This is a genomic window from Micromonospora chersina (assembly GCF_900091475.1).
Classification (GTDB): Bacteria; Actinomycetota; Actinomycetes; order Mycobacteriales; family Micromonosporaceae; genus Micromonospora; species Micromonospora chersina.
In genome coordinates, this window is record NZ_FMIB01000002.1 from 4,920,719 (window position 1) to 4,937,482 (window position 16,764).

At 72.7% G+C, this 16,764-nt stretch carries 16 protein-coding genes; 5 read left to right on the forward strand and 11 right to left on the reverse strand.

Annotated elements, in window-relative coordinates:
* Window positions 1–27: 27 nt before the first annotated feature.
* Genes GA0070603_RS22905 through arfA form a run of 5 tightly spaced genes read right to left on the reverse strand, consistent with a single transcriptional unit; the run spans window position 28 to window position 5,724 of the window.
* The gene (locus GA0070603_RS22905) at window positions 28–1,041 is read right to left on the reverse strand and encodes a glycoside hydrolase family 43 protein (RefSeq protein ID WP_091317676.1); all 1,014 of its coding nucleotides are present in this window, start codon (window positions 1,039–1,041) and stop codon (window positions 28–30) included.
* On the reverse strand, window positions 1,038–1,862 hold the full coding sequence (locus GA0070603_RS22910) for a carbohydrate ABC transporter permease (RefSeq protein WP_091317678.1): 825 nt from the start codon (window positions 1,860–1,862) through the stop codon (window positions 1,038–1,040). The genes GA0070603_RS22905 and GA0070603_RS22910 overlap by 4 nt, the downstream gene beginning before the upstream one ends.
* Before the next feature lie 11 nt (window positions 1,863–1,873).
* Window positions 1,874–2,836 (reverse strand): carbohydrate ABC transporter permease, encoded by a 963-nt coding sequence (locus GA0070603_RS22915; protein WP_091317680.1) that lies wholly within the window; start codon window positions 2,834–2,836, stop codon window positions 1,874–1,876.
* Between the two features lie 6 nt (window positions 2,837–2,842).
* Window positions 2,843–4,174: an ABC transporter substrate-binding protein gene (locus GA0070603_RS22920; protein ID WP_091317683.1), complete on the reverse strand. Its 1,332-nt coding sequence runs from the start codon at window positions 4,172–4,174 to the stop codon at window positions 2,843–2,845.
* Between the two features lie 38 nt (window positions 4,175–4,212).
* A complete protein-coding gene (arfA, locus tag GA0070603_RS22925) occupies window positions 4,213–5,724 on the reverse strand; it encodes an arabinosylfuranosidase ArfA (protein ID WP_091317686.1) in 1,512 nt (503 codons plus the stop codon).
* A 148-nt stretch (window positions 5,725–5,872) separates the two neighbouring features.
* On the opposite strand from arfA, the gene GA0070603_RS22930 reads away from it, so the two are divergent.
* Complete coding sequence (locus GA0070603_RS22930) at window positions 5,873–6,880, forward strand: LacI family DNA-binding transcriptional regulator (RefSeq protein ID WP_091317688.1); 1,008 nt, start codon at window positions 5,873–5,875, stop codon at window positions 6,878–6,880.
* 72 nt (window positions 6,881–6,952) lie between these two features.
* Here GA0070603_RS22930 and GA0070603_RS22935 read toward each other — a convergent pair whose 3' ends face one another.
* The 3 genes from GA0070603_RS22935 to GA0070603_RS22945 all read right to left on the reverse strand — a co-directional run bounded on the left by GA0070603_RS22935 (window position 6,953) and on the right by GA0070603_RS22945 (window position 9,761).
* On the reverse strand, window positions 6,953–7,678 hold the full coding sequence (locus GA0070603_RS22935) for a methyltransferase domain-containing protein (RefSeq protein ID WP_091317691.1): 726 nt from the start codon (window positions 7,676–7,678) through the stop codon (window positions 6,953–6,955).
* An 89-nt stretch (window positions 7,679–7,767) separates the two neighbouring features.
* Entirely contained in the window at window positions 7,768–8,085 is a 318-nt protein-coding gene (locus GA0070603_RS22940; RefSeq protein WP_091317692.1) for a hypothetical protein, read from the reverse strand.
* 38 nt (window positions 8,086–8,123) lie between these two features.
* The gene (locus GA0070603_RS22945) at window positions 8,124–9,761 is read right to left on the reverse strand and encodes an ABC-F family ATP-binding cassette domain-containing protein (protein ID WP_091317694.1); all 1,638 of its coding nucleotides are present in this window, start codon (window positions 9,759–9,761) and stop codon (window positions 8,124–8,126) included.
* 79 nt (window positions 9,762–9,840) lie between these two features.
* Between GA0070603_RS22945 and GA0070603_RS22950 the strand changes: the two genes are divergently transcribed.
* From GA0070603_RS22950 to GA0070603_RS22960, 3 genes are all read left to right on the forward strand, one after another.
* On the forward strand, window positions 9,841–10,611 hold the full coding sequence (locus GA0070603_RS22950) for an ROK family protein (protein ID WP_091317697.1): 771 nt from the start codon (window positions 9,841–9,843) through the stop codon (window positions 10,609–10,611).
* 91 nt (window positions 10,612–10,702) lie between these two features.
* Window positions 10,703–11,068, forward strand: a complete 366-nt coding sequence (locus GA0070603_RS22955; RefSeq protein ID WP_091317700.1) for a tetratricopeptide repeat protein — start codon at window positions 10,703–10,705, stop codon at window positions 11,066–11,068.
* Between the two features lie 59 nt (window positions 11,069–11,127).
* Entirely contained in the window at window positions 11,128–11,382 is a 255-nt protein-coding gene (locus tag GA0070603_RS22960; RefSeq protein ID WP_091317703.1) for a Smr/MutS family protein, read from the forward strand.
* 6 nt (window positions 11,383–11,388) lie between these two features.
* Here the strand turns inward: GA0070603_RS22960 and GA0070603_RS22965 are convergent, their stop codons facing one another.
* The gene (locus tag GA0070603_RS22965) at window positions 11,389–11,799 is read right to left on the reverse strand and encodes a hypothetical protein (protein WP_091317705.1); all 411 of its coding nucleotides are present in this window, start codon (window positions 11,797–11,799) and stop codon (window positions 11,389–11,391) included.
* A gap of 175 nt (window positions 11,800–11,974) precedes the next feature.
* Here GA0070603_RS22965 and GA0070603_RS22970 point away from each other — a divergent pair, with 175 nt between their 5' ends.
* Window positions 11,975–13,147 (forward strand): low temperature requirement protein A, encoded by a 1,173-nt coding sequence (locus GA0070603_RS22970; RefSeq protein WP_091317708.1) that lies wholly within the window; start codon window positions 11,975–11,977, stop codon window positions 13,145–13,147.
* A 192-nt stretch (window positions 13,148–13,339) separates the two neighbouring features.
* Here the strand turns inward: GA0070603_RS22970 and GA0070603_RS22975 are convergent, their stop codons facing one another.
* Together GA0070603_RS22975 and GA0070603_RS22980 are read right to left on the reverse strand one after the other, a co-directional pair.
* Window positions 13,340–13,942, reverse strand: coding sequence for a dihydrofolate reductase family protein (locus GA0070603_RS22975; protein ID WP_091317710.1), 603 nt, complete (start codon window positions 13,940–13,942; stop codon window positions 13,340–13,342).
* An 86-nt stretch (window positions 13,943–14,028) separates the two neighbouring features.
* Window positions 14,029–16,452 (reverse strand): M28 family peptidase, encoded by a 2,424-nt coding sequence (locus tag GA0070603_RS22980; RefSeq protein WP_425270459.1) that lies wholly within the window; start codon window positions 16,450–16,452, stop codon window positions 14,029–14,031.
* Window positions 16,453–16,764 lie beyond the last annotated feature (312 nt).

Below are 16,764 nucleotides of genomic sequence, written 5' to 3' on the forward strand. Positions count from 1 at the left end.
GTTAAGAAGGGGCCCCTGCTTGCACGCTCAGGGCTTGGGCTGGGGCTCCGCCGTGGGGCCCTTCACCACGGGTTTGCCGTTGGTCCAGACCACCTCGTCGAGCCAGACCTGGCGGCCCGGGTCGGTGCTGCCCTCCTGACCGGGCGGCCAGGCGTGGTACAGCAGCCAGGTGCGGCCGTCCTTGGAGACCATCGACGCGTGGCCCGGGCCGGAGGCGACCGCGTTCGACTTCAGGATCGGGTTCTCCGCGGCCTTCACGCACGGCCCCGTCGGGCTCTCGCAGACCGCGTAGCCCTCGGCGTAGCTTGCCTGGTCGTAGGCGTTGGCGGCGAAGAAGAGCAGCAGCTTCCCGTCGTGCCGGTGGAAGAACGGCCCCTCGATCAGCGTCCCCTCCCACGGCTCGGTCTGCTTGAGCAGTTTCGTCGGCGTGCCGACGAGCCGCAGCCCGTCCGGCGAGAGGCGCTGCGACCAGAGCCAGGTGTCCACTCCGATGGCGTTGCCGTCGTTCTTCCAGAGCAGCCACAGGCTCCCGTCGGCGTCCCGGTACGGGCTGGCGTCGATCGAGCCGCCCAGGTCCGCCTGGCAGACCAGCGGCCCGTCCGCGTCGTCCCGGTACGGCCCGAGCGCTGTGCTAGCCACCGCCCGGCCGAGGCACTGCCGGCCGGAGGCCCGGTCGGCCACCGTGTAGTAGAGGGCGAACCGGTCCGGGGCGAGCTGGATGACCTCCGGCGCCCAGGTCTTCCCGGCGTCGGCCCAGGCCGGCAGCTCCGGCAGGGCGTCGCCGGCCGGCGTCCAGTCGACGAGGTCGGGCGAGGTGAGCACGGGGACGTTCCGGCCGCCCGAGTTGGTGTGGAACAGGTACCAGGTCTCGCCGACCCGGATCGCCTGCGGGTCGGGGGCGTCGGTCCGGACGACCGGGTTGGTGAACACGTGCGCGCCCTCCGGCGTACTCGACGGGGTTTCTCCGCTGCCGCAACCCGCGACGAGCAGCGCGGCGGCCAGGGCCGCCGCGCCGCGTCGCCGGATCCGCCGGTCGATCATCCCTTCAGGCCGCTGCGGGAGACGCCCTGGATGATGTGCCGCTGGGCGAGCACGAACAGGATCAGCACCGGCACGCTGGCCAGCACCGCCCCCGCCATGATCACCGGGTAGTCGGTCACGTAGGCGCCCTGGAGCAGGCCCAGACCGGCCGGCAGGGTCAGCCGCTCCGGGCTGAACAGCACGTAGACCGGCCACAGGAAATCGTTCCAGTTGGTCAGGAACGACAGCACCGCGAGGGTGGCCAGCGCCGGCTTCGACAGCGGCAGCAGCACCCGGGTGAAGACCTCCCACTGGTTCGCCCCGTCCAGCACGGCCGCCTCCTCCAGCTCGGCCGGGATGGAGAGGAAGAACTGGCGCAGGAAGAAGACGCCGAACGCGCTCGCCGCGCCGGGCACCACCACCACCGTGAGGGTGTCGATCCACCCCAGCTGGTCGGCGATCACGAAGTTCGGGATGATCAGCGAGGTGGGCGGCAGGAACAGCGTCCCGACGATCAGCGCGAAGCTCAGCTTCCGGCCCCGGAACCGCAGCCGGGCCAGGGCGTACGCGGCCATCGACGCGGTGACCAGGACCAGCAGCGTGTGCAGGCTGGCGGCGAGCATGCTGTTGAGGAACCAGCGCAGCACCGGGTTGGCGGTGTTGCCGAGGATCTGGTCGTAGCCGTAGGTGGAGAACGGGTTCGGCAGCCAGCTCGGCGGGTCCTGCTGCGCGTCGTCGTACGTCTTCAGCGAGGTCAGGGCCATCCAGACCAGCGGGGTCACGAACACCGCGGTGATCAGGACCAGCGCGGCGTAGCGCATGGCCCGACGCACGTTCGTCATGGTCGTCCCCCTCAGTCTTCCCGGTAGCGGAACAGCCGGAAGTTGACGATGCTGACCACCGCCAGCATCAGCGCGAAGAGCACGCTCATCGCGGACGCCTGACCCACGTCGTAGTTGCGCAGCCCCTCGTCGACGATCCGCCAGACCACCGTCCGGGTCTGCTCACCCGGCGCGCCCTGCGTGATCAGGAAGGACTGCCCGAAGACGTTCGCCGAGGCGAGGATCGTCGTGGTGAGCACGAACAGCAGCACCGGGCGCAGCCCCGGCAGGGTGACGTGGCGGAACCGGTCCCAGGCGCTGGCGCCGTCGACCCGTGCCGCCTCGTACAGCTCGGCCGGGATGTCCTGGAGCCCGGCCAGGTAGATCACCGCGTTGAAGCCGCAGGTCCACCAGACCGTCACGCCGACCAGGGAGACCCAGGCCCACGGCACGTCGGTCACCCAGGGGGTGTCCGCGGGCAGCCCGACCGCGCCGAGCAGCCGGTTGACCAGGCCGAGGTTCGCGTCCAGCAGGAAGCGCCAGAGCAGGCCGATGACCGCGACGCCGAGCACGTAGGGGGCGAAGAAGGCGGCCCGGAAGAACGTCCGGCCGGGGAACTTCTCGTTCAGCAGCAGGGCGAGGCCCAGCGGGACCACCACCAGCAGCGGCACCGACAGCACCGTGAAGATCGCCGTCGCCCGGACGGCGGCCCACCAGTCCGCGTAGTCGGCCGAGTCGCTGGAGAACAGGTCGCGGTAGTTCTCCAGCCCGACGAACGGCCGGTTCGGCAGCTGGAGGTCCCACTGGTGCAGGCTGAACCAGACCCCGAACAGGATCGGCGCGAGCCCGAAGACCAGGAAGAGAACCAGGTACGGCGCGAGGAAGAGGTAGGGCGTCGCCCGGTGCCCCCGTTCCGTCACGCCCCGGCGGCGGGCGTGGCCCGCCGGGGGCGGCGCGTCACCACGCGCCGCCCCGACCTCGATCACGTCCGCCACGGCGGATCAGCTCCCGTACTTCTTGCGGTTGTCCTCGAGCTGCTTGTTCGCCTTGGCCACGCCGTCGTCCAGCGCCTGCTTCGGCGACTTCTTGCCCAGCGCGGCCTCGTTGAAGGCGTTGTAGAAGGTGACCATGACCTCGCCGAGGCCGGGCGAGGCCGGCGGGAAGGCCGCGTACTCCAGCTCGGGAGCGAGCGCGCTGATCTCCGGCAGGGCCTTGAACTCGGCGCCCTCGCGGACCTCCTTGCGGGCCGGGATCTGGCCACCCTTGGCCCAGTCGAGGGAGTGCTCGCTGAGCCAGTTGATGAAGACCTTGGCGCCGGAGACCTTGTTGTTGTCGGCGCTGCGCTGCTTGACGATCGTGAAGTTGTGCGAGTTCGCCCAGGCGGCCTTCTGGCTGCCGATCTGCGGCAGCGGCGCGACGCCCCACTCCAGGCCGGCGCTCTTCTTCAGGTCGTTGATCTGCCAGATGCCGTTCCAGTTGAAGGCGTTCTTGCCGCTCTTGAGCGCCAGGTAGTCGGCGTCCTGGCCCACGTTGGCGGGGGAGAAGCCCTGCTTGATCATGTCGACCAGCCAGGTGCACGCCTCGACGGCCGGGTCCGAGTTGAAGGTCGCCTTCGCCACCTCGCCGTCGAAGAGCGTCCCGCCCCACTGGTGCAGCAGGCTGTAGAAGGTCATGCCGCCGGTGAACTGGAACGGGCTGACCCAGAAGCCCTGGACGCCCGACTTCTTCAGCTCGGTGAGCGCCGCCGTGTACTCGTCCTTCGTCGCCGGCGGCTTGTTCGGGTCGAGGCCGGCCTTCTGCATGACGGCCTTGTTGTAGTAGAAGCCGAGCGGGTGCATGTCCAGCGGGATGCCGTACCGCTTGTCGTGGTAGAGACCGCCCTTCCACACCGTCGGGGCGAAGTCGCCCTCGCTCAGCTGGAGGGTCTTGGCCACGTCGTCCAGCTCGGTGATCACGCCGCGGGCGGCGAAGGTGGCGAGCTGGTCCATGTGCATGACCGCGATGTCCGGCCCGTTGCCGCTGGAGACCGCGCCCGGCAGCTTGCTGTAGTAGTCCTGCCACTCGTAGGTGATCACGCTGATGGCGATGTTCTGGTGCTCGCTGTTGAACTGCTCGACCAGCTTCTTGAAGATGTCGCCGTCGCCGCCGGTGAAGCCGTTCCACAGCTTCAGGTCGACCTTCGGGCCGGTGTACTCCTTGCCGCCGTTGCCGGCCGCGGTGGACCCCTTGGTGCTGCTGCCGCCGCCGCAGCCGGCCAGCGTCAGCGTGGCGGCCGCGCCGAGCCCGACGCCGAGGCCGAGCAGCCGGCGCCGGCTCATCTCGTTCTGGATCATGCTTACTCCTTGGGGGGACGGGATGCAGTATTGCCTGGTCACGACTGAGGTGCGAAGCGCAGCAGGTTCCAGGAGCAGGCGGGCAGTGCCACGGAGCACCGGCCGCCGTCGGGGGTGGGGGTGGTGAGCTGCCGGGGCGTCACCCGGGTGGGCTCCGCCTCGGTGTTCGTGGCGGCCGGGTCGGCGCCGGCCGCGAGGGTGACGTGTTCGACCGCGCGCAGGCCGGGCAGGCCGCGCAGGTCCAGGTCGACCGGGAGCTCGTTCGGGCCCCGGTTGACCGCGAAGACGGCCAGCTCGCCGGTCTCCTCGTCGTGCACGGCGACGGTGTCCAGCACCGGCACCTCGCCGTACCGCTTCGTCTCGTAGGTCGGGCCGACCGGCTCGGTGCGCAGCACGGTGCCGCGCGCGTGCCGGGCGGTCAGGGCGAACGGGTGGAAGATGCTCTGCCGCCAGGCCGGGCCGCCGGTCCGGGTCCGGATCGGGGCGATCACGTTGGCGAGCTGGGCCTGGCAGGCCACCCCGACCCGGTCGGCGTGCCGGAGAAGGGTGATCAGCAGGTCGCCGACCACCACCGCGTCGACCGCGGTGAAGTCGTCCTCGATCAGGGCGGGTGCCTCGACCCAGCCGCGCCGGTCCAGGTCGGCCTGGAGGCGCGACTCGTACCAGACGTTCCACTCGTCGAAGGAGATCTTCAGCTTGCGCTTCTGCCGCTGCTTGGCGGCCACGTGGTCGGCGGTGGCGACCACCTCGCGGATGAAGTTGTCCATGTCCACGGCCGAGGCCAGGATGCTGGCCCGGTCGCCGTCAGACGGGTCGTAGTAGGTGTGGGCCGAGATGTAGTCGACGTGTTCGTAGGTGTGCTCCAGGACTGTCGCCTCCCACGCCGCGAAGGTCGGCATCCTGCGGTTGGAGCTGCCGCAGGCGACCAGGCTGATCGAGGGGTCGATCATCTTCATGGCGCGGGCGGTCTCGGCGGCGAGCCGGCCGTACTCGTCGGCGGTCTTGTGGCCGACCTGCCACGGGCCGTCCAGTTCGTTGCCGAGGCACCAGAGCCGCACCCCGTACGGGTCCTCGGCGCCGTGCTTGCGGCGCAGGTCGGACAGCTGGGTGCCGCCCGGGTGGTTGGCGTACTCCAGCAGGTCGCACGCCTCCTGCACGCCGCGGGTGCCGAGGTTCACCGCCATCATGGGCTCGACGCCGGCCTCGACCGCCCAGGTCATGAACTCGTCCAGCCCGAACGCGTTGGTCTCCACGGTCTTCCAGGCCAGGTCGAGCCGGCGCGGGCGGTCGCCGACCGGGCCGACGCCGTCCTCCCAGCGGTAGCCGGAGACGAAGTTGCCGCCCGGGTAGCGGACCACGGAGACGCCCAGCTCGCGGGTCAGCTCCAGCACGTCGCGCCGGAAGCCGCGCGGGTCGGCGTCCGGGTGGCCCGGCTCGTAGATCCCGCCGTAGACGCAGCGCCCCATGTGTTCGACGAAGGAACCGAAGAGGCGACGGTCGGCCGCGCCGATGGTGAAGGTCGGGTCGATCGTCAGCTGCGCGTTCGGCACGGATGCCACCTTTCCTCGGTGCTGTCCCGGTGACCTCGGTCACCGGTGTCCCTGGTTTGTACAACGTTGTAAGCAACGATGTAAAGGGGTCGTTACGTCGTCGTGACGCGGTAGAGTGCGCCCCAGCAGTCACCCGGGAGGAAGTTCAGTGCGGCACAGGCTCAAGGACGTCGCGGAACGGGCCGGCGTGTCGGTGAAGACCGTCTCCAATGTGGTGAACGGCTACCAGCACGTCCGCGCGGACACCCGCGCCCGGGTCGAGGCGGCCATCGCCGAACTCAACTACCGGCCCAACCTCTCCGCCCGCAACCTGCGCAAGGGGCGCACCGGGGTGATCGCCCTGGCCGTGCCCGAGCTGGACATCCCCTACTTCGCCGAGCTGGCCCGGCACGTCGTCACCGCCGCCGCCGAGCACGGCTGGACGGTGCTTATCGACCAGACCGGCGGCGGCCCCGAGCAGGAACGGAAAGCCGCGAGCGGCATCGGCGACCACATGATCGACGGCCTGATCTTCAGCCCGCTCGCGCTCACCGCCGACGACCTCGCCGGCCTCGACGGCATGCCCATGGTGCTGCTCGGCGAGCGGGTCGACCACGGCCCCGCCGACCACGTGGTGGTCGACAACGTGGCCGCCGCCCGGGAGATCACCGCCCACCTGGTCGGGCTCGGCCGCCGCCGGATCGCCGCGATCGGCTCGCAGCGCACCCCCGAGGGGGCCAGCGCCCGGCTCCGCCTGGCCGGCTACACCGCCGCGCTGGCCGACGCCGGCATCGCGTACGACGAGCGGCTCGTGGCGCCCGCGCCGGCCTGGCACCGCGCGGACGGCGCGGCCGCCATGCGGCACCTGCTCTCCACCGGGGTACGCCCCGACGCCGTCTTCTGCTTCAACGACACCCTGGCCCTCGGCGCGCTGCGGGCCCTGCACGAGGCCGGCCTGCGGGTGCCCGACGACGTCGCGGTGGCCGGCTTCGACGACATCGAGGACGGCCGCTTCTCCATCCCCACCCTGAGCACGGTGGCCCCCGACAAGGAACGGATCGCCCGTCTGGCGGTGGAACTCCTGGCCGACCGCCTGACGGCCGACCGGGAGGCCCCACCCCGCGAGCTGGTGGCCCCCCACCGCCTGGCCCTCCGCGAGTCCGCCCCGTCTCGTTGATCATGAGGTTGGCGGCGAAGTCGATCTCCTGAGGTGCCGCCATCCTCATGATCGACGGCGCGACCTGCGGGGTCAGTCGAAGAAGCGGGCCAGGTGGGAGCTTGACGGGCCGGGCGCGTCGGGCCCCAGGGGGGTCAGGTCGGCGAAGATGGAGGCGCCGTCGTTGCCCACGTGCAGCGGGTACCAGCGCGGTGTGCCGGGCGGGCGCTGACCGCAGACGCCCTTGATGGTCTGCACGTCCAGCAGGCGGACGTGGGTCGGGTCGGCCACCGCGTTCACGTGCCGCCACCAGGGGCTCATCACGTGCAGCACGCCGCCCGGGCGCAGCACCCGGTGGCACTCGTCCAGCAGCGGCAGGAAGTCGATCAGGTGCTCCAGGATGTGCACCGCGAAGAACACGTCCACCGAGTCGTCGGCCAGCGGCAGCGAGCCGGACAGGTCCGCTACCGCGTTCACCCCGGGCGCCGGGTAGATGTCCAGCCCCAGGTTGCCGGGCCACTGCTTGGTCGCCCCGCAACCCAGGTCCACCACTACGGGGGCGCGCCCGGCGACGCTCACCTTGCACCACACGGCGAGCACTCCGGCCAGCCGGCCCACCAGGTCGCGGACCAGCCGCAGCTGGGCCGGGTCGGCGACCGCGCCGTCGAGGTGGGCGACGCCCCGGTCGAAGCGCACCTCCACGGCCAGCCCGCGCAGCCGCTCGTCGTGCCGGGCCAGGTCGACCCACGCCTCGGTGAGGAAGCCGTCGACCTCCCGCAGCCGCTCGCCCGACAGTGCGGATTGCGCCATCGCCACCATGCGCCCACCTCCGGGCGGCGCGATACCCGCATCCCCGCCCGATATGCCTCACCTGCCCGAATCCGGGCCGGTGCCGGACGGCGCGCCGGTCAGCCGGCGATGGTGCGGCGGGCGGTGCGGGAGCCGCGCATCCGCTGGCGGGGCTGCGGGGCGGCCGCCTTCGGCCGCTTCAGGTGGTAGCGGTGCAACTCGTTGTTGCCGGGCAGCGACGGGTCCTCGCTCATGGCGACCAGTTCCCAGCCCTGGTCACCGGCCCGGTTCAGGTGGGCCAGCGCGGTGTCGCCGTACGGCGTGACGTCGATCATGGAGCCGTCCGGGCCGTACCAGATGAAGACGACCTCCCACCCGATGTCGGTGGTGGCGGCCTGGCGGCGGCGGACCAGCAGCGCGTACTCCCACTTGAGCATGGGCTCATTCTCACCCCGCGCGACCGGGTCGGCACGGATCAATCCTCGGCGATCCGTCCGCCCGCCACCCGCAGCCGCCGGTTCACGCTCACCGCGTCCAGCATCCGCCGGTCGTGGGTCACCAGCAGCAGGGTCCCCGGGTAGCCGGCCAGCGCCGACTCCAGCTGCTCGATCGCCGGCAGGTCCAGGTGGTTGGTCGGCTCGTCCAGCACCAGCAGGTTCACCCCGCGCCCCTGGAGCAGGGCCAGCGCCGCCCGGGTCCGCTCGCCGGGGGAGAGGGTGGCCGCCGGCCGCAGCACGTGGTCGGCCCGCAGGCCGAACTTGGCCAGCAGCGTCCGCACATCCGCCGGGCTCTGCTCGGGTACGGCGGCGCCGAACGCGTCCAGCAGCGGCTGGTCGCCGAGGAAGAGCCCCCGCGCCTGGTCCACCTCGCCCACCACCACGCCCGGGCCGAGCGCGGAGTGCCCCTCGTCCAGCGGCAGCCGGCCGAGCAGCGCGGCCAGCAGGGTGCTCTTGCCGGAGCCGTTCGCCCCGGTGATCGCCACCCGGTCGGCCCAGTCGATCTGGAGGTCCACCGGGCCGAGGGTGAAGTCGCCACGGCGTACGACCGCGCCCCGGAGCGCGGCCACGACGGCGCCGGCGCGGGGCGCGGCGGCGATCTCCATCCGCAGCTCCCACTCCTTGCGCGGCTCCTCGACCACCTCCAGCCGCTCGATCAACCGCTCGGTCTGCCGGGCCTTCGCCGCCTGCTTCTCGCTGGCTTCGGAGCGGAACTTGCGGCCGATCTTGTCGTTGTCGGTGGCCTTGCGGCGGGCGTTCTTCACGCCCTTCTCCATCCAGGACCGCTGCGTCCGGGCCCGCGCCTCCAGCTGGGCCCGGGTGCCGGCGTACTCCTCGTACTCCTCGCGGGCGTGCCGGCGGGCCACCTCGCGCTCCTCCAGGTAGGCGGCGTAGCCGCCGCCGAAGTGGTTGACCTGCCCCTGGTGCAGGTCCAGCTCCACGATCCGGGTGACCGTCCGGGTGAGGAACTCCCGGTCGTGGCTGACCAGCACCGTGCCGGCGCGCAGCCCGGTGACGAACCGCTCCAGCCGGTCCAGGCCGGCCAGGTCCAGGTCGTTGGTGGGCTCGTCGAGCAGAAAGACGTCGTACCGGCTCAGCAGCAGCGAGGCCAGCCCGGCCCGTGCCGCCTGGCCGCCGGACAGGCCCGTCATCGGGTGCTCCAGGTCGACCCGGAGCCCCAGCTCGGCGGCCACCTGCTCGGCCCGCTCGTCCAGGTCCGCCCCGCCCAGGTCGAGCCAGCGCTCCAGCGCCGTGGCGTACGCGTCGTCCGCGCCCGGAGCGCCGGCGGTCAGCGCCTCGGTGGCGGCGTCCAGGGCCGCCTGTGCCGCCGTCACCCCGGTACGCCGGGCCAGGAAGTCCCGGACCGTCTCACCCGGCCGGCGCTCCGGCTCCTGCGGCAGGTAGCCGACGGTGGCGGCCGGCGGGTTCAACGCCACCGACCCCTGCTCCAGGGGCTGGAGCCCGCCGAGGGTGCGCAGCAGGGTGGACTTGCCGGCGCCGTTCACCCCGACCAGCCCGACCACGTCGCCCGGGGCGACCACGAGGTCCAGGTCGGTGAAGAGGAGGCGGTCGCCGTGCCCGGCGGTGAGGTCCTTGGCGATCAACGTGGCGCTCATGAGGAGACCGAGCCTACCGGCGCGGCGAATCGGTTGACCCGCGCTCGGGGCCGGCCGGGGGTGAGGAAGACTCACAGCCGTGGTGACCACTCTGGCGATCGACTGCGGGGGCGGCGGGATCAAGGCCTCCGTGCTGGACGCCGCGGGGACGATGCGGGCCCGCCCGCTGCGCGTCCCCACGCCGTACCCGCTGCCGCCGACCCTGTTCGTCAAGACGCTGCTGGACCTCGGCGGCCGGCTGCCCGCGGCGGACCGGCTCACCGTCGGGATGCCCGGCATGATCCGGCACGGCGTGGTGGTGGCCACCCCGCACTACGTGACCCGCTCCGGCCCGCGCAGCCGCGTCGACCCCGCCCTGGTCGCCGAATGGTCCGGGTACGACGTGCGCACCGCCCTGGCCGAGGCGTTCGGCGTCCCGGCACTGGTGCTCAACGACGCCGAGGTGCACGGCGCGGGCGTGGTCGCCGGCACCGGCTGCGAGCTGGTGCTGACCCTCGGCACCGGGCTGGGCAGCGCGCTCTTCGACGGTGGGGTGCTCGCGCCCCACCTGGAGCTGTCGCACGCCCCGGTGCGCTGGAACACGACCTACGACACGTACGTCGGGGAGCCGGAACGGCGGCGGCTCGGCGACGCGTTCTGGTCCCGGCGGATCCGGCAGGTCGTGGACGGCCTGCGGCCGGTCTTCCGCTGGGACCGGCTCTACCTGGGCGGCGGCAACTCGCGGCTGATCCGGCCGGAACAACTGGCCCGGATGGGCGACGACGTCGTTGTCGTCCCGAACACGGCCGGAATCGTCGGTGGTGTCCGGGCCTGGGACCTCGTGGGCGACCGGTTCGACCCGACCCCCTGACCGCGATCACACCCGAAGGAACACTCGCGGTACGGCTGGTGTTGTGCCAGCGTCGGACAAAGGGCTGGCGCGACACGAGGAGGTGGGTCGAGTGGATCTTCTGGCGGAGTACCGGCGGGCGACCATGTTCTTCGAAGCAGGTGACCCGACCGGAGCGGCCCGGCTGCTCGAACCCATCGTCGAGGCCGAGCCCGGCAACTCCTCGGTCCGGCAGCTGCTGGCCCGGGCGTACTTCCAGTCGGCCCAGCTCAACCGGGCCGAGGAGCAGTTGCGCGAGCTGGTCGACCGGGACCCGAGCGACCACTACGCGCACCACGTGCTGGGCCGGACGCTGGAGCGGATGAACCGCCCCGCCGACGCGCTGCGGCACCTGCGCATCGCGGCGGCCATGTACTCGACAAACACCGACTACACCGAGGCGCTGCGTCGGGTGGAGGGCAAGGTCGGCGGCCGCTGACGGTCGACCACGAAGGGCAGCCCCGCCGGGCTGCCCTTCGTCGTACCTACGATGGTCTGGTGAAGCTCAAGCTGGATCTCCACGACATCTACAACCGGGGCCACGACATCGACCGCGCACTGCGCGGGATCATGGACGAGGCGGTCGCGAAGAAGGCCACACTCGTGGAGATCATCACGGGCAAGGGGTCCGGCCAGCTCAAGAAGAAGGTGCTGCGCTTCCTCGACCAGAAGGACGTCAAGCAGCTCTACCACCGCGTCGAGAAGGACTCGAAGAACTTCGGCCGCCTCTTCGTCCACTTCCGCTGGAAATAGCGGGATCTATCCGCTCCGGATGCCGGTGGACAGGTGGGGTGCGAGGTAGCGGATCATCGGCCCGTCCGGGTCCTGGTAGTCGAGCACGACGTCCGGATCACCGCCGTCCTGCGCAGGAGCGCCGGTCACCCGGACGTCCACGCGGAACACGCCGCGATCGGTGTCGCTGGCGGGCCCGCCCGTGATGACCACGACGCCCGGGTCGCCGGCCTCTCCCGGCTCCGACCCGGCCGCACGACAGCGGCAGACGCGGCCCCGGGCGTGCAGGGCCTGTGCCAGGTGGTCGACCACGGCGAGGCGGGACGCGGGGCAGGCCACCTCGATCCGTAGGCCCTTGTCGACCGATGCCGCGACGATCGCGTCGGCGATCGTCGCCAGCGCTGCCCGCTCCCTCGCGATCGCGGAGAGGTCAGTCACGGCGGTGCCGTTCGACCAAGCTTGGCTTCACCTTCGTACAGGCGCGACGGGGCCGGCCGCTTGTTACATCGCCGGGAACGCCGATCCGGGGACGGGCCACCGGGGCGGCCCCGATAATCGGCGGGGACGCAGCGGCGCCCGCGACCCGGCGTCGACGGGTGGCGGGAGGCCGGGCATGACGACCGGAGGCAGCAGCGAGCTGGTGCGCCGGCCGAACGGTTCGACGCGCGCGACGCTGCTGGAGCTGCTCTTCGACGTCGTGTTCGTGGCGGCGCTCGCGCTGGTCTCGATGCTGATCGCCGAGCGGGCCTCGTGGAACGGCCTCGCGCCGGTCGTGATCATGCTGATGGCGGTCTGGTGGACCTGGTCGATCACCTCGACCACCACCGACTTCTACGACCCGGACCAGCTGCCGATCCAGGCCATCCTGATGGTCACCATGCTGGGTGCCGTGGTGACGGCGGCGGCGCTGGCCGTCGACTCGCACGCGCTGGTCTTCGCGGTGGGCTACGTGATCCCGCACCTGGTGCGAGGGGTGGTGCTGGTCGGCGTGCTGCACCGGCGCCGGCACATGGCCGAGCAGCGGGCCGCCCGCTTCCTCTTCTGGTTCGTGGTCTCCAGCTTCTTCTGGGTCGGTGGCGCGCTGCTGCCGGAACGGCCGTGGACGCTCTGGGCGGTCGCGGTGACGATCGACTACGTCTCGGCCGCGGCGCGCTACCCGACGCCCGGGCTCGGCCGGGTGCCCTTCGGGCAGTACGAGAAGACGACCGAACACCTGGGCGAGCGCTACCAGCAGTTCGCCATCCTGGCGCTGGGCGACGTCATCCTGGTGCCGACGCTGGAGATCAGCCGGTCCGAGTTCACCCTGGCGCGGGCGACCGCGTTCCTGAGCGCCTTCGCCGTCATGCTGCTGCTCTGGCAGATCTACGTCCTGGGGGCGGGCGACATCGTGCGGACCACCGCCCCGCGGCTGCTGCGGCGGGCGACCCGGCTGGCGCCGTACACGCACCTGCTCATGCTCGCCGGCATCGTCTGCACCGCCGCCGCGTTCGACCTGGTCGTCGAGCGGCCCACCGGCGACACGCCGCAGCGGTGGATCGCGCTCATCCTCGGCGGGCCGGCGCTCGCCCTGCTGGGGCGGACCCTGTTCACCTACCGGATCGTCGGCACGCTCCCGTGGCACCGCGTGTTGTGGCTGTTGCTCCTGCTGGCCGCGATGCCCTGGGTGGGCGGGTGGCCACCGGTACTTGTCGCCATCCTCGTCGTGGTGATGCTCGCGGGCGTGGTGACCGGCGACGCCCTGGGCGGGCGGTCGCGCCGGCCCCGGCTGCGGGGGCGCCCCGGTTGATCATGCTCAGCCGAGTGGCCGGGTCACGTCCCCCAACCAGTTGCCCTGGGTAACTGATTGTCCGGCAGCAAGCACCGTGCTGGTCGATCTTGTGCCGGTGTGCGCCGTGGCACTCTCTGGCCGGGCCGCCCCCCGCTGAACCGTGGCCCCCGGGCGATCCCCCGGGGGCCACACGGTTCGCGGCCGGCGGCGTCAGCCCTGCTTGCGGACCCGGTAGGCCAGGTGGGTGACCCCGTTGCCCTGGACGACCCGGGTGGGACCCTCCAACTGGACCGGGGCGATCTTCAGGCCGGCGAAGAACGGGATGCCGTCGCCCAGCAGGACCGGGACGAGGTCGACGTGCACCTCGTCGAGCAGGCCGGCCTCCAGCACCTGCGTGGCGATGGTGCCGCCGTTGACGCCGACCTCCTTGTCGCCGGCGATCGCCTTCGCCCGGACGACGGCGGCCTCGATGCCGTCGGTGACGAACACGAACGAGTCGCCCTCCCGCTCCCAGCCCTCCGGCACGTGGTGCGTGACCACGACGACCGGCACGTCCATCGGGTGCCGGCCGCCCCAACCGTTCGTCATGTCGAACAGCCGCCGGCCGACGACGAGCGCGCCGGTCCGCTCGACCAGGTCCCGAATGTGCTTCGCGCTCACCGCCGAGGTGTGCCAGGTCATGTCGGGATCGGCCGTCGGAACCTCCACGTCGCCGTTGCCGTACCACTGGAAGAGGTGCTCGAACCCGCCGTGGGTCGCGTCGGCGATGTAGCCGTCCAGCGACATGGTGGCTCCGGTCGTCACCTTCGTCATGATCTGCTCCTCGGGCTCGTGGGTCTGTCCTTCACCCAGGGGTAGAAGCTGCGTCAGCTCCCCTCGACATCCGTCCGGAACTTTTCCTACAGGGGATAGGTCCGCGCCACCGCCAGCATCTCGGAGCTGTGCGAGCCGACCACGCCGACGTCCGCCGGCCGCGCCCGGAACCCGGGCAGCCCGCCCAGACCGTCGCTGGCGTCCATCGCCCGCAGGTTCACCTGTGCCGCTCTCGGCACCAGGGTCAGGGTCACCTCGACGCCCTCCGGCGGCGGGGCGTGGAAGACGACGCCGAAGCCCCACCGGCCGTCGCGGGCCTTGACCGGCACGTCCCGCCCGGCCACCGTCGCCGAGCGCACCTCGGCCGTGGACGTGTCCACGTGCAGGGTCAGCAGCCGGACCGGCCGCTGGGGCAGCACCCGGACCCGCAGCACCCGCTGGTCTCCCGAGCGGGTGTCGGAGAGCGTCTCCAGCTTCGGGGCGGGCAGGTCCGCGGCCGGCGCCGGCCCCGCCCGCAGCTCGCCGTCGCCCAGGCCCGGGAAGTCGTCGGAGACGTCGACCTGCCCGTCCACGTAGCCGTCGGTCCAGGGCTGCGGGTCCTCCTCGTGGCTGAGCCACCGCGCCGTGCCGGTGCCGGCGTCCAGGGCGTACATCAAATGGGTCGGCACGGGGTGGGCGGCGTCGAAGCGGTCCACGGCCAGGCCGACCCCGGCGAGCACCACGGCCGCGAGCGCGGCGGCGCCGGCCGGCAGCGCGCCGAGCCGGCGGGCCCGCAGCGCCCCCAGGCCACGCTGGCCGCCGGCCTGCGGGTGCAGCAGGTCCACCACGGGCAGCGCGGCCAGCCCGAGCAGCACCGCGAAGAGCGCCGCCACCCCGCCCATGCCCATGCCGAGGGCGGGGAAGAGCAGCACGACGGTGGGCAGCAGGATCACCACGGCCACCGCGCCGGACAGGGTCACCGCGACCACCGGCCAGGGGCCGTCCCGCCGGGTGGCCAGCGCCGCCAGGCCGGCCAGCGCGCCGGCCAGGGCGGGCAGGGTCGTCAGGTACGCGCCACCGGGTACCAGCACCGCGAGCAGCACCCCGAACAGGGCCAGCCAGACCAGCCCGCCGAAGGCCAGGGCGGCCGGGCCGGCCCAGCGGCGGGTCAGCGCGTACCAGGTGAACAGGATCGCGGCGGCGAGCGCCACCACGGCGAGCCGGTACCAGACCGGCCGGTACGGGTCGAGCAGTTCGGCGTAGCCGGGGCGGACGGTGGTGACCGCGGTCCATAGCAGCCACGCGCCCAGCGGGGCGGCGACCACCGGCACCAGGGCCAGCCCGGCACCGGCCGCGAGCCGTCCGGCGGTGGCCCGGCCGCGCCGGCGCAGCAGCCAGCCGAGCACGCCGACCGCGAGCAGGGCGGCCAGCGCCAGCGGCAGGGTCAGCCAGCCGGGGTAGCGGACCAGCCCGCCGGGCACCGGGAAATAGGTGTCGTCGTGGTCGGAGCCCAGGTCGCGCAGGTCGGTCCGGCCGAACTCGCGGGCCAGGCCCAGGGCGTTGTCGCCGTGCATCTGGAGACTGCCCCGGTTCATCGCCGCCGGCACGTCGAGCGGGGTGTGGTAAACGGCGCCGCCGTCGATGTACGCCGAGTTCAGGCCGACGAACCGCTTGTCGAGGAACGCGGTGAAGTCGGTGTCGTTGGGCAGTGCCCGGTAGATCTCCACCGCGAACGAGGTGCCCACCGGGTGCGGGGCGGCCCGGCCGAAGGCCTCCACCAGCTTCGCGTTGTTCCGCGACGTCTCGAACATGATCACGGGACCGGTGGAGCCGCGCGCCTCCAGGTTGAGCACCACGCCGCCGTCGGCGGCCAGCGGGTGGTCGGCGGCGAAGCCGGCGGCCCCGCAGAGGCACGCCTCCTCCGCGTCGGTGAGCACCAGGACCACCTCGTTGCGGGGGCGCGGGCCGGCGGCAAGCGCCCGGGCCACCTCCAGAATGGTGGAGGTGCCGGCGGCGTCGTCGTTGCCGCCCGGCCCGGACTGCACCGAGTCGTAGTGGGCCACCAGGAAGACCCGCCCGGTGGGGTCGGTGCCGGGCAGCCGGGCCACCACGTTGCGCACCCGGGCCAGGGTCGCGCCGCCGGCCGCCCCGCTGAGCTGCCCGGCCTCCGGGGCCACGGTGTCCTGCACCTCGGTCTCCAGGCCCAACCCGCGCAGCACGCCCGCGACGTGCTCGCGGACCTGGTCGTTGGCGGCGCTGCCGGCCACGTGCGGCCGCGCCGCGATGACCTTGACGTTCTGGTACGCCCGCTCGGCGCTGAACGCGTCCGCGGGCGCGTCGGCGGGGCGCGGCGCCGGGGTGGCCAGGTCGACCAGGACGCCGGCGCCGACGGCGAGCAGGGCGGCGAGCGCCGCGAGCGCGGCGGGCAGCCGCCGCCGCGGCCGGGACAGCGCCCGGTCCGCCGGGCGGGTGGGAGGGATGCCCGGCCGGGCCGGCGCACGGTCGGCGGGGCGGGTGGGGGGTACGCCCACGGATGGCTCCTCGGGGGTGGTTCGGGGGTGGGCATCATCCTGCACCCCCGCGGCCTGCGGCGGCACTCCCGCCGGCCGGTGCGCTCCGGGTCGCGGGCGGGACGCGGCGTAACATCGGTCCCCGGCCGTGCCGCTGTCCGTGGGGTGGGACTCGCTCGCCCCGCCCGCGCCGACTCCGGTCGTGTTGTGTGCGACCGTTGTCTGATACAGGATCAGCAGGGCATTCGGAAGGAGCCCCGACATCACCAGCGAACTCCCGCGTCTCGCGGCGGTGACCCGGCCGCACCGGGGTAGCGGCCTGCCGGGTGCCTC